Raw genomic sequence first — 20,914 nt, 5'->3', positions numbered from 1 at the left:
CCGCGATGCTGTTGCATGTCCCCGGCGTACTGGACGACGCGTCCCTGTCCCGGATCCGCGCGACGCTGGAAAGCGCCGCCTGGACCGATGGTCGCGAGACCGTCGGCCCCCAGGGCGCCGGGGTCAAGCGCAACCTGCAGTTGCCTGATGGCTCGCCGGTGCGCCACGAGTTGGGGCAGCTCGTCACTGCCGCACTCGCCGCCAGCCCGCTGTATTTCGCCGCCGCCCTGCCCCTGCGTGCGCTGCCGCCGCGTTTCAACTGCTACCAGGGCGGCGGCACGTACGGCCTCCACGTCGACGGCGCGGTGATGACCCGGGCCGCCCCGCCGGGACAGGTCGCCGCGACGATGCGCACCGACATCTCGTGCACGCTGTTCCTGTCCGAACCCGACGAGTACGACGGCGGCGAGCTGGTGATCCACGACACCTATGGCACGCACGAAGTGAAGCTGCCCGCCGGTGACCTGATCCTGTATCCGTCGAGCAGCCTGCACATGGTCGAGCCGGTGACACGGGGCGCCCGGTTGGCGGCGTTTTTCTGGATCCAGAGCCTGATCCGCGACGACGCCCAGCGCCGGATGCTGTTCGAGATGGACACGGCGATCCAGGCCCTGACCGCGTCGGGCGCGGATGCCGCTGCGTTGCTGCAGCTCACCGGCGTCTATCACAACCTGCTCCGGCGCTGGGCGGAAACCTGAGCCGAGACGACGTCTGCGCGACCGTGAGGGGAAGGGATAGAGCTCACAACGCCTATAAGGCTTGCAACGCTTGCAACGCTTGCAACTGAGAACCATTATCATCTACGATCGCCCTGTTCATGAAACAGCGGCGCCTTCGTTACCGCCCCACGCGCTGCAAATTTCACCACCTTTCCGCTAGCGCTCTCGCCGGCAAAAGCCGGCGGCTTCGCCTTGCACGTCCTATGGGAATCCCTTCCAGATCATGACCGCGCCCCGTCCGAACCGTTCCATCGCACCCCTTGCCCATCACCGTCGTGCCGGCCTTGGACTGGCGCTGCTGGTTGCACTGTCTTCTCCGCTCATCGCCAGTGCAGCCGCCGGAGTCGCCGTCGACGCGGCCACCGCCGGCCCCACCGATCTGGATGCGGTCGTCGTCACCGCCGCCGGCTTCGAGCAGATGGTGCGCGAGGCGCCGGCCAGCATCACCGTGCTGACCCGCGAGGAACTGGTCCAGCAGCCCATCCACAGCCTGGCAGACGCGCTGGTCAACGTGGAGGGCGTGGACATCGGGGTCGGCGTGGACAAGACCGGCGCGCCCCAGATCAGCCTGCGCGGCATGCCGTCCAGCTACACCCTGGTGCTGATCGATGGCCGCCGCCAGAACACCTCCGGCAACGTCGCGCCGAACAATTTTGGCAACACCGCGAACAACTTCATCCCGCCGATGTCGGCGATCGACCGCATCGAGGTGATCCGCGGCCCGATGTCGACCCTGTACGGATCGGATGCGATGGGCGGGGTGATCAACATCATCACCCGCAAGGTCGGCGCGTCGTGGGCAGGCTCGGTCGGGATGGAAACCACCCTTCAGGAGGATTCGTCCTTCGGCAACCTGTATGGCGCGAACTTTTTCGTTGACGGTCCCCTGGTCCCCGACCTGCTCGGCCTGTCTCTGCGTGGCGGCTGGTTCAAGCGCGACGCCTCCGACATCGCATACACGGACCTGACCGGCGAGGAGATCGTCCCCTGGATGGGCGCCAACCCGGTCAGCTACGACAGCCACAACGTGGGCGCGCGGCTGGCGCTGACGCCATCGGACGACCACGACCTGTGGCTGGACGTCACGAGCGGACGCCAGGAGTACGACAACAGCACCGGCCAGATGGGCACCCTGGGCGCCGGCGGATACGCTCCGAGCCTGCGCTTCAACCGCGACCAGGCCACCCTGGCGTGGGACGCGCGCTACGACTTGGGCGCACTTGAGAGCAGCCTGCAGCAAACCACCACCGAGACGATCGGGCGGCTGCTGCCGGCCGGCACGGCGGGCGCCGGCAGCCCGCGCGAGCTGGAAAACCGCAATCGCGTCTTCGACACCAAACTGGTGACCGACATCGGCAGCAACAAGCTGACCGTGGGTGGCCAGTACCTGGACGCAAGACTGGTCGACGGCGTGGCCAGCGACGGATTCGAGTTCCACCAGTGGGCGCTGTTCGCCGAAAACGAGTGGAGCGTCAACGACGCGCTGAACCTCACCGTCGGCGCGCGCCACGACGACCACAGCACCTTTGGCAGCCACCTCAGCCCCCGTGCGTACCTGGTCTGGAACGCCAACGCGAACTGGGTGGTGAAGGGCGGCTACAGCGAAGGCTACCGATCGCCCAACATCGAGGACCTGACCCCGGGCATCAAGGGCTTCGGCGGCCAGGGCACCATCCCGTTGATCGGCACCCCGACGCTCAAGCCGGAAACCAGCGCCACCACCGAGCTGGGCGTGTATTACGCGGCCGACAACGGCTTCAACTCCAGCCTGACCGTATTCAACAACGATTTCAGCGACAAGATCGCCAGCGGCACGCCGGTAGCCAACTGCGCATTCGGGCTCAGCCAGGCCGCCTACAACGCCGCGGACTTCTCCGGCTCAAGCTGCGTCGACGTGGGCTGGTTTCCGCGCTCGGCGACGCTCGGCCAGACCGTCAACATCGACAAGGCCGTGACCCGCGGCGCGGAATTCGCCATGCAGGTTCCGCTGGCCGAGGCATGGAAGCTGCAGCTCAACTACACCCGCACCGACAGCGAGCAGAAAAGTGGCAGCGGCAAGGGCACGCCCTTGACCAACACGCCCAGGAACCTGCTCAACGGCAGCGTGAACTGGCAGGCGACCGACGCGCTGGCCCTGTACCTGCGCGGCGAGTACCGCAGCGCGCGCTACCGGGGTGCGGGCGCCGCGCAGGACCAGCTGGGCGACTACAAGCCCTACTCCCAGTTCCACCTGGGCGGCCGCTACCGGGTGACCGACGCGATCAGCCTCAACGCGGCGCTGTACAACCTGTTCGACAAGGACTTCGTCGACTACCTGCCGTATGACGACAACGGCACCGTGGCCTACGCCAACACCCGCAGCACCAGCGAGGCCGGCAGGCGCTTGTGGCTGTCGGTGAACGTGGACTTCTGAGCCTGAGCATGAGGGCGGCCGAATGATCAATTGCGACTGATTCTCATCTGCAATATGATTGCCGATCGTGCCAATCCCGGTGACCGCGACTCCATGACCGCCACTGCCACAACCACCAGCAGCGCCAGCTCCACCCGGGGCTGGTGGCTGAAGACGCTGCACCGATGGCATTGGATGAGCGCGGCCGTCAGCCTGGCGGCCTTGCTGGTGTTTTCGGCCACCGGCATCACCCTCAACCATGCTGCCCAGATCGAGGCGACCCCGCGCGTGGACACCCGCACCGACACGCTGCCGGAGAGTGTCCTGCGCAGCCTTTCGGGGGATTACACCGAGGGAGCGCCCCTGCCGGCCAGCGTCGTCGACTGGCTGGCGACGGAAATGAACGTCCTTGCCAAAGGCCGCAGCGCCGAGTGGGCGGACGACGAGGTGTATGTCTCCCTGCCCCGCCCGGGCGGCGACGCCTGGGTGGCGATCGACCGCGCCACCGGCGAGCTGGAATACGAACAAACCAGCCGCGGCGTCATCGCCTGGCTCAACGACCTGCACAAGGGCCGCAACACCGGCGCGGCCTGGCGCTGGTTCATCGACCTGTTCGCGGTGGCGTGCCTGCTGTTCGCCCTCACCGGCCTGTGGCTGCTGCACATGCATTCGCGCCAGCGCGGAAAAACCTGGCCGATGGTCGGCCTAGGCGTGGCGCTGCCGGCGCTGCTGATCATCCTTTTCATGCATTGACACCCAGAGGTCCTGCCCGATGCCGCACCGTCTATTCAGCAAGCCACCTGCGCGCTTGCGTGCAATCGCCACAGCTGCGTTGTTCGCGTTGCTGGTCCTGCCCGCCGCGTTGCCAGCCGCCGAGCTGGAGATCAGCGTCGAGATTCCCCGCCTGAACGTGTCCGAGTACCACCGCCCGTACGTGGCCATGTGGCTGGAGCGGCCTGACCACAGCGTCGCCGCCAACCTGGCGGTCTGGTACGACGTCGAGATGAAGGCGGGTGAGGGCAGCAAGTGGTTGAAGGACATGCGCCAGTGGTGGCGCCGCAGCGGACGTTCCACGCCGATGCCAGTGGACGGGGTAAGCGGCGCGACGCGCCCGGTCGGACAGCACCAGTTGCGCTTCAACGACGCAAAAGGACCGTTGAAGGGACTGCCGCCCGGCAAGTACGAGCTGGTCATCGAGGCCGCACGCGAGGTTGGCGGGCGCGAAGTCGTCAGCGTGCCCATCACCTGGCCCGGCTCGTCGCCGCAGCAGTTGAAGGCCAAAGGCACTTCCGAGCTGGGTCAGGTGCGCGTCTCGATCACGCCTTGAGCCTGCGCTCGCCACATCCACACCGATCCCCAAAGGAATCCGCAATGAACCTCAAGCTCATCGGCATCGCCACCGCCCTCACGCTGTGCCTGGCGCCATCGGCCGCCTCCGCGCACAAGACCTGGCTGCATCCCTCCGCCACCGTGTTTTCCGACACCGGCGCGTGGATGACCGTCGACGCGGCGGTTTCCAACGACCTGTTCTATTTCAACCACGTGCCGCTGCGCCTGGACGGCCTGCAGGTCACCTCGCCCGACGGCAGTCGCGTGGCGCCGCAGAACAGCGCGACGGGCAAGTACCGCAGCGTGTTCGATCTCGAGCTGACCCAGCAAGGCACCTACAAGCTGGCGGTGGTCAACCACGGCATGTTCGCCCAGTACCAGCTGGACGGTGAGAACAAGCGCTGGCGCGGCACCCCTGCCGAATTCAAGACCGGGATTCCGGCGGCGGCGACCGACATTGAAGTGTCCGAGTCACTCGGCAGCGTCGAGACCTTCGCCACGGTCGGCTCGCCGACCACGAGCGTGTTCAAGCCGTCTGGCAAGGGCATCGAGATGGTCCCGGTGACGCATCCGAATGACCTGTATGCCGGCGAGACGGCGACCTTCCAGCTGCTGCTCGACGGCAAGCCCGCGGCCGGGCTGGAGGTCGAGATCATTCCCGGCGCGAGCCGTTACCGCGACCAGCCCGAGGAGATCAAGGTGGTGACCGGTGCAGACGGCAACTTCCAGGTGAAGTGGCCGCACGCGGGCATGTACTGGCTGGAGACCACCAGCACCGACGAGCTGACCTCGCTCCCCGAGGCCAGCAAGCGGCGCCTCAGCTACGTCGCCACCCTTGAAGTGCTGCCCCAGTAAGCATGCGTCTCGCGACTGCCCTGTCAGCGTTGGTGCTCGCCTGCGTCATGCCTGTGGCCGAGTGTGCAAACGCGGCGCTGGCGTCGACGGCTTCAGCGACGGCAGCGGAGACGGCGACGGTCGCGCCGTCCGCGGCCCAGTCGATGCAAAGCATGAACGGGCTGACGATGGGCACGACTTGGTCGGTGAGGCTGCAGGCCGATGCGGCGGCGATCCCGGACCTTCAGCGCGGTGTGCAGGCGCAACTCGACCTCGTGGTCGCGCAGATGAGCACCTGGGAGTCCGGCTCCGACCTGAGTCGTTTCAATCGCGCTGCCGCCGGCACCCGACAGCCGCTGCCGCCGGAAATGCGCCAGGTCATGGACGCCGCATTGGCACTGGCCCGCGACACCGGCGGCGCGTTTGATCCGACTGTCGGCGCGCTGGTCAACCTGTGGGGTTTCGGGCCGGATGGGGAACGCAGGGCGCCTGATGCCGCGTTGCTTGATCGGACCATGACACGCGTGGGCTGGCAACGCCTGAAGCTTGACCCCTCTGGCGTCATGACCCAGCCGGGCGACGCGTATGTGGATCTGTCCGGAATCGCCAAGGGCTACGCGGTCGACCAGGCCGCGCGCTATCTGCTGGCACAGGAAGTGCCGGCTTTCCTGGTGGAGGTGGGCGGCGAACTGCGCAGCCACGGCCACAAGCCCGATGGCACGCCGTGGCGGATTGCCGTGGAGCAGCCCACGCCGGCCGACTTCAACGAGCGCGCAGCGGCCGCGCAAGCGGTGGTCGCGCTGGACGGCATGGCCATGGCGACCTCGGGGGACTACCGGCATATTTTCGCTGAGAACGGGCGGCGTTACTCGCACACCATCGACCCCCGCAATGGCCAGCCGGTCTCGCATGGCCTGGCGTCGGTATCGGTACTGCACGCCGAGTGCATGCAAGCCGATGCGCTGGCGACCGCGCTTACCGTGCTCGGTCCCGCGCAGGGCTGGGACTACGCCCGCCGCCGCAAGCTTGCCGCGTTCTTCGTATGGCACGACGGGGACGGCTTCAAGAAGCGCATGACTCCGCAATTCCGCGCCGCACTCTCACCGTCGTGAACAGCATTCCGACACCGGCCGCATCGGCTTCCGGGTTCCGGCAACGCCGGCCAGTGACGCGCGGAGCGCTCGGCAACGGCCTGCTGATCCTCGCCCTCGCCGCGCTCGCCGCTGGATTGGCGATGTGGCAGGTCGACACCTGGACCTTCCCCGCATGGCGGACGTCGACACTGCTGGGCTCCGCAGCAGTCATTGCAGGCTATGCGGGCTTCGTGCGCCTGCTGCGCGGCCCGCACCGCCGGCCGGCCGTGTCCGCGGCCTCGGCCTCGGCCACAGCTTCCACAGTCGACGCCAGCGAGGCGCACTGGATGGTGGTTCATGCCAGCCAGTTCGGGCAGGCCGAGTCCCTTGCCGAGCGAACCGCGCTTTCTCTGCGACAAGCCGGACAGCCGGCGCAGCTGATCAGCATCGCGGATCTGGACCTGGCGACGCTGCGTGCAGCCGGACAGGTCCTGTTCGTCGCCAGCACCACAGGCGAAGGGGATGCGCCCGACCCGGCCTTCAACTTCATTCGTACTGCGATGGAGCCCGGCACTGCGCGCCTGGATCAGTTGCGCTACGGCGTCCTCGCCCTGGGGGACAGCGACTACCAGCACTTCTGCGCGTTTGGCCACCAGATCGATCAGTGGCTCCGTGGCGCTGGCGCCCAACCGCTGTTTGACGTGGTCGAAGTGGACGACGGCGATCCCGGCGCCCTGCGCCACTGGCAGTACCTGTTGGGCCGGTTTTGCGGTGCCGCCGACCAGGTCGACTGGGAGCCGCCCACCTATGCGCGCTGGTTACTGGATGAGCGTCGGCACCTCAATGCCGGCAGCCCGGGCGCGCCGGTATTCGATCTGCGCCTGTCCCCCGAAAGCCCCGGCGATCTGCGATGGCAGGCCGGTGACGTGGCCGAGATAGGCCCGCAGAACCCCGCCGACCAGGTCCGCGACTGGCTTTCCGCCTCCGGCCTCGACGGCGATGTACCTGTCACCGTCGGCCCGAGGAACGCGCAGCGCCGCCTGCCTCTGGCCGAACTGCTCGCGTCCAGCCGCTTGCCTTCGGCGGCAGACGTGCATGGCAAGGGCGCGCAGCAGGTCGCCGATGAACTCCTTCCCCTGCCCCATCGCGCCTACTCCATTGCGTCCATCCCGGCCGAAGGTTGCCTGCGCCTGCTCGTCCGCCAGACCCGTGATGAGCGGGGCGCGCTCGGCCTCGGAAGCGGCTGGCTGACGTCATACGCCGAAGCTCCGGGCGCGATCCACCTGCGCATCCGCCGCAACGCCAATTTCCACGCGCCGAACGACGCGTGCCCGCTGATCCTGATCGGCAACGGCACTGGCCTGGCCGGTCTGCGTGCGCTGCTGCAAGAGCGCATCAAAGCCGGTCGACACAACAACTGGCTGCTGTTCGGCGAACGCAGCAGCGCGCACGATCTCCACTACCGCGACGACATCGAGGCGTGGCACCGAGCAGGGCAGATCGAGCGGCTGGACGTTGCGTTCTCGCGCGACGCGGCGTCCCCACGCTACGTGCAGCACCTGCTCGCCGAACGCGCCGAACTCCTCCGGAACTGGCTGCAACAGGGCGCGTCGGTGTACGTATGCGGCAGCCTGAAAGGCATGGCCCCCGCAGTGGAGGACACCCTGGCGTCGATCGCAGGTATGCCGTTATGGCACGCCATCAACGCCGAAGGCCGATACCGCCGCGACGTCTACTGATCGCCCCGGCCGGCGGAGTTAGCCGCAGTGATGCGCGCCACCAGGACGTAACCGTCGCCATCCATAACGAAACGTTCGCCGCTCGCGCTTGCAGGGATGGCCGGGACCTCGCAGGCGTCACGGGATTGACGCAGACCACCCGCGCTGGAATGAAGGACCGCAGTATCGCCTGCTGACAGCGCGGGAAGTCCGCTGCTCTCGGCGAAGCTGGCCTGTCCGGCGATCAGGTGCAGTAACCAGGTTTCTCCCGCCGCGGCAAACAGCACCATCGACCCCACCAGCGGACGGCACCACGACTCGACGCAAGTCCGTTCACGGCTCCACATCAGGTTGCACACCTGCACCGGTCCATCGCGAAGCTCGGCATGCAGCGTCCGCTCACCTTCAAATCGATACCGCCCATGCGGCGGCTCCAGCGCTTCGCGCGATCCGTCTTCGAAGCACAGCTCCACACCGTTGCCCGAGAGCAAGGATATTTCCCGGTCGATGCCGGGAAAGCAGGAGAACGCCGCGTCGGCATCGATCTCCGCGATTGAGATGCGCCAGGTAAAGTCCGACTCATCGCCAGATCGGCTGACCTCACGCGTCCAGCCCAAGCCGTTGCGCCAGCGCTCGCGGCGGTAATCGGCGCCATGGATGACATGCGACTTCATCTCGGTTACGGCCATGACGGCGGTACAGTCTGCCATTGGCGCGATTTTTCGCATGCTCAAAATAAGTGCCACCCGCGGCAGATCCCTCTGCAGCGGGTGGCGTACATCCCTGTCCAGGGCTTCCCCTGAGCGTTGGCAGTCCCTGCCCACGAACCCACCTGCATCGGCATCCCGGTGCCTACGCAGATGGTTTTTCGTCAGCGTTGGGCGACCTTGCCGGCTGCCTTGCCCGATGCCGCCAGCACGATGCGGTCGCGGTTTTTCTCAATGGTCACCAGCCCAATCCCCTTGACCATCGCGAGCTGCTCCACGCTGCGGAACGCGCCGTTGGCCTCGCGGTATTCGACGATCGCCTGCGCCTTGGCCGGGCCGATGTTGGTCAGCACCTGGGCGATTTCCGCAGCCTCGGCGGTGTTGATGTTGACCGTTTCCTGCGCCCAGGCGATGCCGGTGAGCAGCAGCGACAGCATCAGTGTTTTTGCAATCATCAGCAGTGATTTCATGTCCTGACTCCTGTGGTTGGTGAGTGCGGGGTTCCATCCCCAAGGCTGTCGCCGTGTTGGTGGATGAACTTTCGCCCAATCCCGGGCGCGCCGAAATCACCCAAGCCATCGCGCGCGGGTAAGGCAGTCCCCCGACGCGGGGTAGGGGAATTCCGACCCCGACGGCGGCGTTACAATGACCCTCCCTCCTTTTCGGGTGCTCCACATGGATGCCAACCAGATCGATTCCGCCGCCATCGACCGCTTCGTGGCCGACAAGTGGGACGCCCAGATCGTCCCCCAGCTGGTGGAATACATCCGCATTCCGAACAAGTCGCCGATGTTCGATGCCGACTGGGTGGAGCACGGCTACATGGAGCAGGCCGTCACGCTGATGGAGACGTGGGCGCGTGCGCAGTCGATCCCCGGGATGAAGGTCGAGGTGGTGCGGCTGGAAGGTCGTACGCCATTGATCTTCATCGAGATTCCTGCCGCCAACGGCGGCAGCGACGAGGATTGCGTGCTGCTCTACGGGCATCTGGACAAGCAGCCGGAGATGACCGGATGGGATGACGACCTTGGCCCGTGGAAGCCGGTCATCAAGGGCGACCGCCTGTACGGGCGTGGCGGAGCCGACGACGGCTATGCGATCTACGGCTCGTTGACCGCGGTGATGGCGCTGCACGAGCAGAAGCTGCCGCATGCCCGCTGCGTGGTCCTGATCGAGGCCTGCGAGGAGTCCGGCAGCTACGACCTGCCGGCCTACGTGGACCACTTGGCCGAGCGCATCGGCAAGCCGTCGCTGGTCGTCTGCCTGGATTCGGGCTGTGGCAACTACGAGCAGCTGTGGTGCACCACCTCGCTGCGCGGCCTGGCCGGCGGGAACTTCACGGTCAAGGTCCTTAGCGAAGGCGTCCATTCCGGCGACGCGTCCGGCGTGGTCCCGTCCAGCTTCCGCATCCTGCGCCAGTTGCTGTCGCGACTTGAAGACGAGGACAGCGGACGGATCGTCGTCGAAGGCCTGCATGCCGAGGTCCCCGCCGAGCGTCTTGAACAGGCGCGGCAGGCGGCCGGCGTGCTGGGTACCGCGGTGTACGACAAGTTCCCCCTGCTGGAGGGCATGCAGCCGATGGACGAGGACTTGGCCGAGCTGGTGCTCAACCGGACCTGGCGCCCGGCACTGTCGGTCACCGGGATCGATGGCATGCCTTCGCTGGACTCGGCGGGGAATGTGCTGCGCCCGCACACGGCGGTGAAGTTGTCGCTGCGCCTCCCGCCGACCCTGGATGGCAAGCGCGCCGGCGAGATCCTCAAGCAGACGCTGCTCGACAATCCGCCCAACGGTGCGCATGTCGAGCTGGAACTGGAGAAGTCCTCCACCGGCTGGAACGCGCCGGCGCAGTCGCCCTGGCTGACGGAGGCAATCGAAAGCGCCAGCCAGGCCTGTTTCGGCAAGCCGGCGATGTACATGGGCGAAGGCGGCTCGATCCCGTTCATGGGCATGCTGGGCGAGAAGTTCCCCGGCGCGCAGTTCATGATCACTGGCGTGCTCGGCCCGCACTCCAACGCACACGGGCCCAATGAGTTCCTGCACATTCCGATGGGCAAGCGGGTTACCGCCAGCGTCGCCCACGTGATCACGCGTCACCACGAAGCCGGACAGCGCGGGGAGACCACCGGTGCGGCGGCGGCTGGCAGCGTGCAGGAACGCGGCGATCATGGCTGCTGCTGAGTGACGGGCAGCGCTCCAACGCGGGCGCTGCACCCATCTGCGCTGTAACGGAGAACGCCATGTTCAACGGAGTATTGGGTTACGTCGCCGGCGGCGCGGTCATCGGAATCCTCGCCCGGCTTTTGAAACCCGGCCCGGACCCGATGGGCTGGATCATGACCATCGTCCTGGGCATCGTCGGCGCATTGTCCGGCAGCTGGCTGGCCACCGAGATGGGCGTCACCAGCCGACTGCTGGTGTGGGCGTTGGCCATCATCGCCGCGATGGTCCTGCTGGTGGTGCAGGACATGGTCCGCGAACGCCGCCGCTCGACGCGCCGCTGATCAACCTCGACCCCATTAACCCCATCGCCTGCCGCCATTCCCGGCGGCCATCGGAGACTGCATGAACCAGGTTGTTGCCGAGTCCCGCGAGCGCGCGGATGCGCGTCTTGACTGGGCCCGCCGCGCGTCCGGCCACCCCGCGCTGACGCTTCAGCGCGCATCGATGGATGCGGGTTTCCGCAGTTACTGGCGCAGCGCAGGACACGACGGCACGCCCTGGATCGTGATGGACTCGCCGCCCGACAAGGAGGATGTCGCGCCGTGGCTGCGCGTGCGCGACCTGCTGGAACGCCACGACGTGCGGGTGCCGCGTGTGCTCGCCCAGGACGAACGCACGGGGTTCGTGCTGATGGAAGACCTGGGTGGGCCGACCTATCTGCAGGTGATCACCGCGGACAATGCGGATGCCCTGTTCGATGCGGCGATCGGCGAGTTGCTGAAGCTGCAGGCGCTGCCGTGCGCCGCCGACCTGCCCGCCTACGATGATGCCCTGCTGACGCGCGAACTGGCCTTGTTCCCGGACTGGTTCCTTGATCGCCACCTCGGCATCGAATTGTCCGCAGCCGAGCAGGTGACGCTGGCTGAGGTCAACCGCTTCCTGGTCGATGCCGCGCTGGCCCAGCCGCAGGTATTCGTCCACCGCGATTTCATGCCGCGCAACCTGATGCCCGTGGACGCGGGACCGGCCGTGCTCGACTTCCAGGACGCGGTCCGCGGTCCGATCGCCTACGACCCGATCAGCCTGTTCAAGGATGCGTTCCTGAGCTGGCCGGAAGCGAAGGTCGAGGAGTGGCTTGGCCGTTACCACGCGCGCGCAGTCGCCGCGGGCCTGCCGGTGCCGGCACTGGACCGCTTCCGCCGCGATGCGGACCTGATCGGCGTCCAGCGTCACCTGAAAATACTGGGCATCTTCGCCCGCCTCTGGCATCGCGACGGCAAGCCGCGCTACCTCGCCGACGCGCCTCGCTTCATTGGTTACTTGGATGCCGTCCTGCCGCGGTACCCGCAGCTCGCCGGACTGGCCGGGATCATCGATCGGCATGTCAAACCCGCGATGGCAGCCCGCCCGTTCCAGCCGCCGGCATGAAGGCGCTGATCCTGGCCGCCGGCCGCGGCGAGCGCATGCGGCCGCTGACCGATCGCGTGCCAAAACCATTGCTCCGCGTCGGTGGCAAGCCGTTGATCGTGTGGCACCTGGAGCGACTTGCCGGCATCGGCGTGCGCGAGGTGGTGATCAACACCAGTTGGCTGGCGGACCAGTTCGAGCCCGCGTTGGGTGATGGACGCCAGTGGGGGCTGACACTGCGCTACTCGTACGAAGGGCCGGAACCGCTGGAAACCGGCGGGGGCATGTTGCGTGCGCTCGACCTGCTGGGTCACGAGGCTCCGTTTATTGCCGTGAACGGCGATGTGTGGAGCGATTTCGACCCCGCTTTGTTGCCAAGACAGCCGACGGGCGAGGCCCATCTGGTGCTGGTCGGCAACCCGGCGCACAACCCGGAGGGCGACTTTTCACTGGAAGGCACGGGCGTGGTGTCGATCGACGGCCCGAATCGGATGACGTTCGCCGGCATCGGCGTCTACCGGCCTTCGCTGCTGGCGGACTGGAACACCGTGATCGGAGCGCCGGAAATGGGCGTCGAGGCACGGCCGCGGTTCCCGCTGGCGCCGATCCTGCGCCATGCGATGCGCACGGGCGCAGTCACTGGCGAACACCACCGCGGCCAATGGACCGACGTCGGCACGCCGCAGCGGCTGGCCGAACTGGACGCGTCGCTCAGCCGTTGAGCACCTGACGCAGGAACGGCACCGTAATCCGTCGCTGCGCGGCCAGTGAGGCCCGGTCGAGCCGGTCCAGCAAGACGGTCAGGCCGGCCAGGTCACGCTCGACCCGCTTGAGCAGCCAGTCCAGCGCCGCGTCCTCGAGCACCCAGCCCCGCCGCCGCGCGCGCTGGCGCAACACCTCGCGACGACCCTCGTCGTCCAGTGGGTGCAGGTTGATCCGGCTGCACTGCGACAGGCGCGAGCGCAGGTCCGGCAGCACGAGTGCCAGCTCATCGGGATTGCCACGCGCCGCATAGGCGATGCGGGTACCGGCGGCGCGGGCGCGGTTGTGGACGTCGAACAGGGCGATCTCATCCTCGCGCCGGCCGGCGACCACGTCGAGACCGTCGAGCGCGAGCAGGTCGTTGCCTTCCAGCGCCTCCAGCGCATCGCGCAGGCGACCCACCGCAGCCGCCATCGGCAGGTAGGCGGCACGGCGGCCAGCCGCTTCTGCAGCGGCGCAGGTTCCCAGCAGCAGGTGGGTCTTGCCGGTGCCGGCAGGACCGGCCAGATACAACCAATCGCTGCCCTCGCCCGTCGCCAGGGCGATCAACTGCTCGAGCGTGCCCGCCGGCGGCCGGACGAACGTGTCCAGTCGCTGGTCGGCCGGGTAGCGCAAGGCCAGGGGCAACTGCGGCACCCCCGAATCCCGCAGCGCTGCCGCGGAGACACCTGCCGCGGGCGCGGCGGGATCCCGGGCATTCACTCGGCTTTTGGTTCCGGCGGGAGCGGCGGTGATAGCGGCTCTTCACCAACCACGATCATCCGCGAGGGCGCTCCGGCGTACAGGCGGCTGTGGGTGTAGCGCTCCTCGGCGTAGCGCAGCAGTACATTCACCACCGCCGCGCACGGCAGCGCGATCAGCATGCCCAGGAAGCCGAACAATTGGCCGCCCGCCAGCACGGCAAAGATCACCGCCACCGGATGCAGGCCGATGCGATCGCCGACCAGCTTCGGAGTCAGCCAGTAGCTTTCCACCAACTGGCCGACGCCGAACACCACCAGCACCGCCAGGAAGTGCTGCCAGTCGCCGTACTGCACCACCGCGGCGATACAACCCAGCACCAGCACCGTGGCCGGCCCGACGTAGGGCACGAAGGTCAGGATGCCGCCGATGATGCCGATCAGGATGCCCAGGTCCAGACCCACGCCCCACAGGCCGACCGCGTAGATCACCCCCAGCGCCAGCATGACCAGGAACTGCCCGCGCAGAAATCCGCTGAGCACCTCGCTGGACTGGGTTGCCAGCCGGGTGACCGTCTGCAGGTGGTCACGGGGAATCAGCGATGCCACCCGCGCGACCAGCAGATCCCAGTCGCGCAGGGCAAAAAAGGTCACCACCGGCAGCAGGGCGATGTTGGCTGCCAGCGCGATCAGGGCAAAGCCCGAGCGCGACATGTAGCCCAGCAGGTTGCTGGCAAACCCGCCCGCGCTTTCCCAGTTGGCGCGGACCAGTTCGACCAGATGGTTGAGGTCCAGCCAGCCGGTGATTTCCATGCCGGTGCGCATCTCCACCCAGGGCATGGCGGTGCTGACGACCCATTGCTGGTAGCCGGGGATGGAGTCGATCAGGGTCATGATCTGCTCCTGGATCAGCGGCACCAGCAGCACCAGCCCGAGCACCACGAGCAGCGACATCGCAGTGAACACCAGCAGCACCGCGGAGTTGCGCGAGCGACCGGCGCGCTCCAGCCGGTCGACCACCGGATCCCCCAACCAGCCCAGCAACGCGCCCAGCACGAAGGGCGAGAGCACCGGCGAGAGCAGCCAAACGATCCAGCACAGCGCCACCGCCAGCGCCGCCCATTGCAGACGGCGCAGGAAGCGGGCGATCTCGACCAGGGGATCCGGACCGGTCATCAGTGCAGCGTGTACACGGGCACGGAAGCGGACGTGTCGATCTGCGCGTCGCCGGGCTCGGCATCCGGCATTCCCACCGGCCCGATGGACGTGTCACGCCCGCGGTCGACCGCCGCCAGCACGCCGTCGCGCTGGACCATCAGGTTGAACCCGCGCACGCCCGACAGCAGGTCCAGGTCGAACTCCATGCGTTGCGGCGTCGCCAGTGCCGGGCGCATGCCACGCACCACGGTCAGACCCTGCAGGTAGCCCGACAGGCGCACGTAGTCATCCGCGCTGCGCAGGCCGGTGAAGGCGACCCGGTAGGTGCCCGCCGGACCGGTTTCGGGGCGCTTGGCATAGCGCTTCATCAACGCATCGGCGCTGCCGTCGGCACCGGTGGCCATCAGCTGGGTGGCACTGGGGCCGCTTTCCGACCAGCGCGACAGGACCTTGCCGTTGTCCACGAAAATCCAGTCGGCCGTCCAACCACCGCCGCTGCGGTAGAGCTTGCCGATCAGCTGCATCGGCGGGCTGTAGCGCTGCGACGCCCGCGCCACGGCTGCCGTATCGCCGCGCCAGATGGCGCCCACAACGGCCTTTTCGGCGGCGCTGCCGTTGGGCAACCCCAGCCGGTACCCGCGCTCGACGGCCCGGTCCAATGTGGAGCGGACGGCATCGGCGCTCTTCAGGTCCACCAGGCGAGGTCCGCTGCCATCATCGATGGCCAGCCAGAGCACCGGTTTGGGGCGCGGCTGCGGCCAGACCGGCAACGCCAGCGTCAGCGCCAGGTCATCGACGGCGGCTTCATCGAAGCGGACCACCAGCATCGTCTTGAAACTCGGCGCACCGCTGGCGGAGCGGCCCTCGTCCTGGCGGTAGTCGAAACTGCGCACGTATTTCTCGGCCTGGCGCAGCTCGGCGCCGACACCCGGGCGCGAGGCGGCGCTGCGGTCGCCGGACAGCTTGCCCAGCACCTGCGCCAGCGCGCGCGAGAAGGCCCGGCGCCGCTCGTCGGCGCCTTGGCCCTTGACCGCCACCTCGGCGTTGTAGGCGCCTTCCGCCGTGGCACGGTCGCCCTCCACGCGCTGCGCGGACGCGCCGAAACTGGCCAGCGCGAAGACCGCCACGCACGCCCAGCTCATCCATCCGGCGATCGCCCGGGACCGTGCCTGCGAGATCGCACCGCGGCATTCGCCGTCGTTTTTCCTGCCCGTCGCATACGCCATGGTGGTTCCCGTCAACTCGATGCCAGTCCGAAATGGTGCCGCACCGCCGCCGCGGCGTCCATTCGCGCGGGCCACGGGCGCGCTTGGCTGCTAAAATCGGCAGCTACCCGCGCCCTCGAGCCTGCCGTGACCGCACCGTCCACACCCTCTCCTGTCCCCATGACCTACCGCGAGGCCGGTGTCGACATCGACGCGGGCAACGAGCTGGTCGAGCGCATCAAACCCTTGGTGAAGCGCACTTTCCGCCCGGAGGTGATGGGCGGGCTGGGCGGCTTTGGCGCCCTGTTCGATCTTTCCGGCAAGTACCGCGAGCCGGTGCTGGTGTCGGGCACCGATGGCGTGGGCACCAAGCTGAAGCTGGCCCAGCAGTTCGGCCGCCACGACACGATCGGCATCGACCTGGTCGGCATGTGCGTCAACGACGTGCTGGTGCAGGGCGCCGAACCGCTGTTCTTCCTGGACTATTTCGCCACCGGCAAGCTCGACATCGAGACCACGGTTGCCGTGGTCGGCGGCATCGCACGCGGCTGCGAATTGGCCGGCTGCGCCCTGATCGGCGGCGAGACCGCCGAGATGCCGGACATGTATGCCCCGGGCGAATACGACCTGGCCGGTTTCACCGTCGGCGCGGTCGAGAAGACCGAGTTGCGGGACGGCAGCCGCGTTGCCGCGGGCGACGTGTTGATCGGCATCGCGTCTTCGGGCCCTCATTCCAACGGCTATTCGCTGATCCGTCGCATCTTCGATCGGGCCGGGCGTCCGGACGATGTCGATTTTGACGGTACGTCGCTGATTGATGCCCTGATGGCGCCCACCGCGCTGTACGTCAAGCCGGTGCTCGCGCTGCTGCGCGGCGAGCACGGCGAGGCGGTGCATGCCATGGCCCACATCACCGGCGGTGGCCTGACCGAGAACATCGTGCGCGTCGTGCCGGAAGGCCTGGGCGTCCGGATCGAAGCGTCGGCCATTGTCCTGCCGCCCGTGTTCGATTGGCTGCAGCGCGAAGGCGCCGTGGCCGACGCCGAGATGTGGCGCACCTTCAACTGCGGTATCGGCTTCGTGCTGGTGGTGCCGCAGGACGCGGCGGCAGCCGTTGAATCCACCCTCGACGGCCTCGCGCTGTCGCACCGCCGGATCGGCGAAGTGGCGGTGGCCGGCGCTGACGAGCGCGTCCGGATCGGCTGATCCGACCGCTGGGTGATCCGCCAATGACGTCCCCGCTGCGCATCGCGGTGCTCGCCTCCGGGCGCGGCAGCAACCTGCAGGCGGTCGTGGACGCGATTGCCGCCGGGACGCTGGATGCGCAGGTGGTCGGCGTGTTCTCCGACCGCCGCCGCGCCCCGGTCCTGGAGCGGGCAGAACGCGCCGGGATTCGCGCCGTCGCCGTGCAACCCAGGCGATTTCCGGATCGCCAGAGCTACGAGGCCGAACTGTTTGCGCGCATCGACGCGACCGAGCCGGATCTGATCGTCTGCGCCGGCTACATGCGCCTGCTGGGTGCTGCGACTGTGAACGCGCACGCCGGGCACATCATCAACATCCACCCATCCCTGCTGCCCGCCCACAAGGGTCTGCATACCCATCAGCAGGCGCTGGACGCGGGCGCCTGCGAACACGGCGCCAGCGTGCATTACGTCACCGCCGAGCTGGATGGCGGACCGGTGATCTCGCAGGCGTGCGTGCCCATCGAGCCCGGCGACGATGCGGAAGCGCTGGCGGCGCGTGTCCTGCTGCGCGAGCATCCCTTGCTGGTGGCGACCCTGCGGCTGTTTGCCGACCGGCGGGTCGAGCTGCAGGACGCGACGGTCTTCATCGACGCACGCCCGCTCCATGCACCGATGAAGCTGGATTCAGACAACAACCTGCATCCTCGGCGCCTGACGACCACCTGAGCCATTCATCCACATGCGATCCATCCCGTCCCTCCTCCGCCGTTCCCTGCTGCTTGGCCTGTTGCTGCCGGTCGCAGCACTCGCGCAACAGGGGGCTGCCGCGCCCTCCACGACGCCACCGGCGCCGTTGACCGGAGCCGAGACCGACACGGGTCCGCACGTGCTCGAACCCTTCCTGGCCACCTACGCGGTGTACAAGGACGGCAAGCTGCTGGGCGAGGCGACCATGCAGCTGGTCCGCCAGCAGGCGCCGCGCTGGCGCACCGACCTGGTGATGCATGGCACGCGTGGCCTGATGGGGTTTGTCGGCCTCAACGCCGAGCAGAGCAGCGTCTTTGACGACCTGGGCGACGTGTACCGGCCGGTCACCCAAGCGACGGTCAACAAGAGCGTATTCACGCGCAAGCAGACGGTCGGCATCTACGATTGGAACTCCCGCGCGGCCAACTGGCAGGGCGATATCAAGGAAAGCCGGCGCCGTCCGGTGCCGCTGCAGGACGGCGACATGACCGGTCTGCTCATCAACCTGGCGGTGATACGCGACGCCGCCCCCGGCAAGACGCTCGACTACCGGTTCGTCGACGATGGCCGGGTACGTGACCACCGCTATGTCGTCGCCGACGAACGCGAGAGCATCACCGTCGCCGGCATGCCCTACAACGCCATGAAAGCCACCCGCAGCAAGGACAACGAAGACACCGTGATCTGGGTGGTCCGCAACGTGCCCAGCCCCATCCGCATGCTCAAACGCGAGAACGGCAAAGACGTGTACGACCTGCGTCTGGTCGAATACAAAGGAGTTGAATAGATGCTTTTCCAGACCCGCATGAAATCCACTGCACCCGCCCGGGCGCCCCGTTGGCGCGTGCTCGGCGCGGCCGCCGCGTTGTTGCTGGCGACCTCCCCGGCGTGGGCGATCCAGGCCTTCACCGCCGACTACCTGGCCAGCTACAAGGGCATGCAGGCGACCGGCAAGATGACCCTGGCGCCCGTGTCGGGCGACCAATGGCGCTACACGCTGGCGATCAGCACGCCGCTGGCCAACCTCAACCAAAGCACCGTCTTCGAAGACAACAAGGGGGCCTGGCGGCCGCTCACCAGCGAGGACAGCACCCAGGTGCTGGTCAAGCGCTCCTCCAAGACCGCCAGCTACGACTGGGGCCAGGGGATTGCCACCTGGTCGGGGGATGTGAAGCCCGAGCGGTCCAAGCCGATCAAGCTGCAGGCCGGCGACATGGACGCGCTGCTGATCAACCTCGCGCTGGTCCGGGACTTGGCCGCGGGCAAGCCGCTGAAGTACCGGATGGTCGACGACGGCCGGGTCAAGCAGCTCAGCTACAAGGTCAGCGGCACCGAAACCATCACCGTCGACGGCAAGCAGGTCGAAGCGACCAAGGTCGTCAACACCGATGGCGACAAGCAGACCATCGCCTGGCTAGTGGAAGGCATGCCGATTCCGGCGCGCATCCTCCAGCGCAAGGGCGGCAAGGACGACATCGACCTGCGGGTGAAGTCGGTCAACTGATCCTGCCGCTGACCGAAGCCCCCTGCATTGCCCGGCAAAGAACCCCGCCTCGAGCGGGGTTTTTTGTGGTCAACCGCTGATGCGGCGGATCTGTGCGCCCAGGCCGGACAGCTTTTCCTCGATGTTCTCGTAGCCGCGGTCCAGATGGTAGATGCGGTCGATGATCGTCTCCCCCTGCGCCACCAGCCCGGCGAGGATCAGGGAGGCGGAGGCGCGCAGGTCGGTGGCCATGACCGGCGCACCGCTGAGACGCTCCACCCCGCGCACGACGGCCATATGCCCGTCCACGCGGATGTCCGCACCCAGGCGGACCAGCTCGTTGACGTGCATGAAGCGGTTTTCAAAGATCGTCTCGTTGATCACGCCCACGCCGTCGGCCACGCAATTCATTGCCATGAACTGCGCCTGCATATCGGTGGGGAACGCCGGATGCGGCGCGGTGGTGATGTCGACCGCCCGCGGCCGCCTGCCCTGCATGTCCAGGGTGATGCGGTCACCGGAGCACTCCACCGTCGCGCCGGCCTCGACCAGCTTGTCGAGCACCGCGTCCATCGTGTCGGGGCGCGCATGGTGCGCCGTGACACGGCCGCCGGTCATCGCCGCCGCCACCAGAAACGTGCCGGTCTCGATCCGGTCGGGCACCACAGAGTGGCTGCCGCCGTGCAGGCGCTCCACGCCGTGGATGGTGATCCGGCCAGTCGCCTCGCCTTCGATCTGCGCGCCCATGGCCCGCAGGCACTCGGCCAGGTCGACGATCTCCGGTTCCATCGCCGCGTTCTCCAGCACCGTGGTGCCTTCGGCCAGCGTCGCCGCCATCATCACGTTCTCGGTCGCGCCGACGCTGATCATCTCGAACACGTGGCGCGCGCCTTTCAGCCGCGCTGCGCGTGCCTTGATAAAGCCGTTCTCGACCGTGATCTGCGCGCCCAGCGCCTGCAGACCCTTGATGTGCAGGTCCACCGGCCGCGAGCCGATCGCGCAACCGCCGGGCAGCGACACTTCAGCGTGGCCGTACTTGGCCAGCAGCGGTCCCAGCACCAGCACCGAGGCGCGCATGGTGCGCACCAGTTCATAGGGCGCGACCTGGCTGTGCACGGTGGTCGGGTCGACGGTGATCCCGTAGCGCTCATCGATGCTGATGCCCGCACCGATTTCCGCCAGCAGCTTAACGCTGGTCACCACGTCGTGCAGGTGCGGCACGTTGCTGATCACCACCGGCTCGTCGGCCAGCAGGGTGGCGAAGAGGATCGGCAGCACCGCATTCTTGGCCCCGGAAATGCGCACCTCGCCCTGCAGCGGCACCCCGCCCTGGACCACGATTTTCTGCAT

The 20,914-nt window shown here is 67.6% G+C and carries 21 protein-coding genes; 15 read left to right on the top strand and 6 right to left on the bottom strand.

Features of this window, described 5'->3' with window-relative positions; genetic code table 11:
• The first annotated feature begins 5 nt into the window (after positions 1-5).
• From INQ40_RS04295 to INQ40_RS04265, 7 genes are all read left to right on the top strand, one after another.
• The gene (locus tag INQ40_RS04295) at positions 6-698 is read left to right on the top strand and encodes a Fe2+-dependent dioxygenase (protein ID WP_194341981.1); all 693 of its coding nucleotides are present in this window, start codon (positions 6-8) and stop codon (positions 696-698) included.
• Between the two features lie 244 nt (positions 699-942).
• On the top strand, positions 943-3,132 hold the full coding sequence (locus INQ40_RS04290) for a TonB-dependent receptor (protein WP_194341980.1): 2,190 nt from the start codon (positions 943-945) through the stop codon (positions 3,130-3,132).
• A gap of 93 nt (positions 3,133-3,225) precedes the next feature.
• Positions 3,226-3,864, top strand: a complete 639-nt coding sequence (locus INQ40_RS04285; protein WP_194342418.1) for a PepSY-associated TM helix domain-containing protein — start codon at positions 3,226-3,228, stop codon at positions 3,862-3,864.
• Positions 3,865-3,919: 55 nt separating this feature from the next.
• Positions 3,920-4,438 (top strand): DUF2271 domain-containing protein, encoded by a 519-nt coding sequence (locus INQ40_RS04280; protein WP_228482113.1) that lies wholly within the window; start codon positions 3,920-3,922, stop codon positions 4,436-4,438.
• A gap of 44 nt (positions 4,439-4,482) precedes the next feature.
• On the top strand, positions 4,483-5,295 hold the full coding sequence (locus tag INQ40_RS04275; protein ID WP_194341978.1) for a DUF4198 domain-containing protein: 813 nt from the start codon (positions 4,483-4,485) through the stop codon (positions 5,293-5,295).
• A 152-nt stretch (positions 5,296-5,447) separates the two neighbouring features.
• Positions 5,448-6,386, top strand: a complete 939-nt coding sequence (locus INQ40_RS04270; protein ID WP_228482112.1) for an FAD:protein FMN transferase — start codon at positions 5,448-5,450, stop codon at positions 6,384-6,386.
• 53 nt (positions 6,387-6,439) lie between these two features.
• Positions 6,440-8,086, top strand: coding sequence for a sulfite reductase flavoprotein subunit alpha (locus tag INQ40_RS04265; RefSeq protein WP_228482111.1), 1,647 nt, complete (start codon positions 6,440-6,442; stop codon positions 8,084-8,086).
• Here INQ40_RS04265 and INQ40_RS04260 read toward each other — a convergent pair.
• Positions 8,080-8,754 (bottom strand): HutD family protein, encoded by a 675-nt coding sequence (locus INQ40_RS04260; protein WP_194342415.1) that lies wholly within the window; start codon positions 8,752-8,754, stop codon positions 8,080-8,082. The two genes, INQ40_RS04265 and INQ40_RS04260, sit on opposite strands and share 7 nt — an antisense overlap.
• Before the next feature lie 182 nt (positions 8,755-8,936).
• Positions 8,937-9,242 carry a ComEA family DNA-binding protein gene (locus INQ40_RS04255; RefSeq protein WP_194341977.1) on the bottom strand — a complete coding sequence of 102 codons (306 nt, stop codon included), beginning with the start codon at positions 9,240-9,242 and terminating at the stop codon, positions 8,937-8,939.
• Between the two features lie 220 nt (positions 9,243-9,462).
• Here INQ40_RS04255 and INQ40_RS04250 point away from each other — a divergent pair, with 220 nt between their 5' ends.
• The 4 genes from INQ40_RS04250 (at position 9,463) to murU (ending at position 13,064) form a co-directional block, all read left to right on the top strand.
• Positions 9,463-10,953, top strand: a complete 1,491-nt coding sequence (locus tag INQ40_RS04250; RefSeq protein WP_194342414.1) for a M20 family metallopeptidase — start codon at positions 9,463-9,465, stop codon at positions 10,951-10,953.
• 59 nt (positions 10,954-11,012) lie between these two features.
• Positions 11,013-11,276, top strand: coding sequence for a GlsB/YeaQ/YmgE family stress response membrane protein (locus tag INQ40_RS04245; RefSeq protein WP_193986508.1), 264 nt, complete (start codon positions 11,013-11,015; stop codon positions 11,274-11,276).
• Positions 11,277-11,337: 61 nt separating this feature from the next.
• Positions 11,338-12,363: a phosphotransferase gene (locus INQ40_RS04240; protein WP_194341976.1), complete on the top strand. Its 1,026-nt coding sequence runs from the start codon at positions 11,338-11,340 to the stop codon at positions 12,361-12,363.
• On the top strand, positions 12,360-13,064 hold the full coding sequence (murU, locus tag INQ40_RS04235; RefSeq protein WP_194341975.1) for an N-acetylmuramate alpha-1-phosphate uridylyltransferase MurU: 705 nt from the start codon (positions 12,360-12,362) through the stop codon (positions 13,062-13,064). Before INQ40_RS04240 ends, murU begins: the two co-directional genes overlap by 4 nt.
• Here murU and hda read toward each other — a convergent pair.
• The 3 genes from hda to INQ40_RS04220 form a co-directional block, all read right to left on the bottom strand.
• Positions 13,054-13,740: a DnaA regulatory inactivator Hda gene (hda, locus tag INQ40_RS04230; protein ID WP_194341974.1), complete on the bottom strand. Its 687-nt coding sequence runs from the start codon at positions 13,738-13,740 to the stop codon at positions 13,054-13,056. The two genes, murU and hda, sit on opposite strands and share 11 nt — an antisense overlap.
• Positions 13,741-13,802: 62 nt before the next feature.
• Entirely contained in the window at positions 13,803-14,960 is a 1,158-nt protein-coding gene (locus INQ40_RS04225) for an AI-2E family transporter (RefSeq protein ID WP_194341973.1), read from the bottom strand.
• The gene (locus tag INQ40_RS04220) at positions 14,960-16,084 is read right to left on the bottom strand and encodes a DUF2066 domain-containing protein (RefSeq protein ID WP_228482175.1); all 1,125 of its coding nucleotides are present in this window, start codon (positions 16,082-16,084) and stop codon (positions 14,960-14,962) included. Before INQ40_RS04220 ends, INQ40_RS04225 begins: the two co-directional genes overlap by 1 nt.
• Positions 16,085-16,327: 243 nt before the next feature.
• Between INQ40_RS04220 and purM the strand changes: the two genes are divergently transcribed.
• The 4 genes from purM to INQ40_RS04200 are packed head-to-tail and all read left to right on the top strand — an operon-like array spanning position 16,328 to position 19,585.
• The gene (purM, locus tag INQ40_RS04215) at positions 16,328-17,353 is read left to right on the top strand and encodes a phosphoribosylformylglycinamidine cyclo-ligase (RefSeq protein WP_194341971.1); all 1,026 of its coding nucleotides are present in this window, start codon (positions 16,328-16,330) and stop codon (positions 17,351-17,353) included.
• Positions 17,354-17,376: 23 nt separating this feature from the next.
• Positions 17,377-18,060: a phosphoribosylglycinamide formyltransferase gene (gene purN, locus INQ40_RS04210; RefSeq protein WP_194341970.1), complete on the top strand. Its 684-nt coding sequence runs from the start codon at positions 17,377-17,379 to the stop codon at positions 18,058-18,060.
• Positions 18,061-18,073: 13 nt separating this feature from the next.
• Positions 18,074-18,868, top strand: a complete 795-nt coding sequence (locus tag INQ40_RS04205; RefSeq protein WP_194341969.1) for a DUF3108 domain-containing protein — start codon at positions 18,074-18,076, stop codon at positions 18,866-18,868.
• The gene (locus INQ40_RS04200) at positions 18,869-19,585 is read left to right on the top strand and encodes a DUF3108 domain-containing protein (protein ID WP_228076699.1); all 717 of its coding nucleotides are present in this window, start codon (positions 18,869-18,871) and stop codon (positions 19,583-19,585) included.
• 69 nt (positions 19,586-19,654) lie between these two features.
• On the opposite strand, the gene murA is transcribed toward INQ40_RS04200, so the two are convergent.
• A complete protein-coding gene (gene murA, locus INQ40_RS04195; RefSeq protein ID WP_194342413.1) occupies positions 19,655-20,914 on the bottom strand; it encodes a UDP-N-acetylglucosamine 1-carboxyvinyltransferase in 1,260 nt (419 codons plus the stop codon).

Source organism: Lysobacter sp. H21R4 (assembly GCF_015277535.1).
GTDB lineage: Bacteria > Pseudomonadota > Gammaproteobacteria > Xanthomonadales > Xanthomonadaceae > Novilysobacter > Novilysobacter ciconiae.
The sequence above is the reverse complement of the archived record's forward strand: the minus strand, read 5'-3'. Positions and strand labels throughout refer to the sequence as shown.

What these genes read in the sequence shown, in the direction of transcription:
- INQ40_RS04295 (WP_194341981.1), top strand. Translation starts at nt 6, where the DNA reads ATGCTGTTGCATGTCCCCGGCGTACTGGACGACGCGTCCCTGTCCCGG.
- INQ40_RS04290 (WP_194341980.1), top strand. Translation starts at nt 943, where the DNA reads ATGACCGCGCCCCGTCCGAACCGTTCCATCGCACCCCTTGCCCATCAC.
- INQ40_RS04285 (WP_194342418.1), top strand. Translation starts at nt 3,226, where the DNA reads ATGACCGCCACTGCCACAACCACCAGCAGCGCCAGCTCCACCCGGGGC.
- INQ40_RS04275 (WP_194341978.1), top strand. Translation starts at nt 4,483, where the DNA reads ATGAACCTCAAGCTCATCGGCATCGCCACCGCCCTCACGCTGTGCCTG.
- INQ40_RS04270 (WP_228482112.1), top strand. Translation starts at nt 5,448, where the DNA reads ATGAACGGGCTGACGATGGGCACGACTTGGTCGGTGAGGCTGCAGGCC.
- INQ40_RS04260 (WP_194342415.1), bottom strand. Translation starts at nt 8,754, where the DNA reads ATGGCCGTAACCGAGATGAAGTCGCATGTCATCCATGGCGCCGATTAC.
- INQ40_RS04255 (WP_194341977.1), bottom strand. Translation starts at nt 9,242, where the DNA reads ATGAAATCACTGCTGATGATTGCAAAAACACTGATGCTGTCGCTGCTG.
- INQ40_RS04245 (WP_193986508.1), top strand. Translation starts at nt 11,013, where the DNA reads ATGTTCAACGGAGTATTGGGTTACGTCGCCGGCGGCGCGGTCATCGGA.
- INQ40_RS04240 (WP_194341976.1), top strand. Translation starts at nt 11,338, where the DNA reads ATGAACCAGGTTGTTGCCGAGTCCCGCGAGCGCGCGGATGCGCGTCTT.
- murU (WP_194341975.1), top strand. Translation starts at nt 12,360, where the DNA reads ATGAAGGCGCTGATCCTGGCCGCCGGCCGCGGCGAGCGCATGCGGCCG.
- INQ40_RS04225 (WP_194341973.1), bottom strand. Translation starts at nt 14,960, where the DNA reads ATGACCGGTCCGGATCCCCTGGTCGAGATCGCCCGCTTCCTGCGCCGT.
- INQ40_RS04220 (WP_228482175.1), bottom strand. Translation starts at nt 16,084, where the DNA reads ATGAGCTGGGCGTGCGTGGCGGTCTTCGCGCTGGCCAGTTTCGGCGCG.
- purM (WP_194341971.1), top strand. Translation starts at nt 16,328, where the DNA reads ATGACCTACCGCGAGGCCGGTGTCGACATCGACGCGGGCAACGAGCTG.
- purN (WP_194341970.1), top strand. Translation starts at nt 17,377, where the DNA reads ATGACGTCCCCGCTGCGCATCGCGGTGCTCGCCTCCGGGCGCGGCAGC.
- INQ40_RS04205 (WP_194341969.1), top strand. Translation starts at nt 18,074, where the DNA reads ATGCGATCCATCCCGTCCCTCCTCCGCCGTTCCCTGCTGCTTGGCCTG.
- INQ40_RS04200 (WP_228076699.1), top strand. Translation starts at nt 18,869, where the DNA reads ATGCTTTTCCAGACCCGCATGAAATCCACTGCACCCGCCCGGGCGCCC.
- murA (WP_194342413.1), bottom strand. Translation starts at nt 20,914, where the DNA reads ATGCAGAAAATCGTGGTCCAGGGCGGGGTGCCGCTGCAGGGCGAGGTG.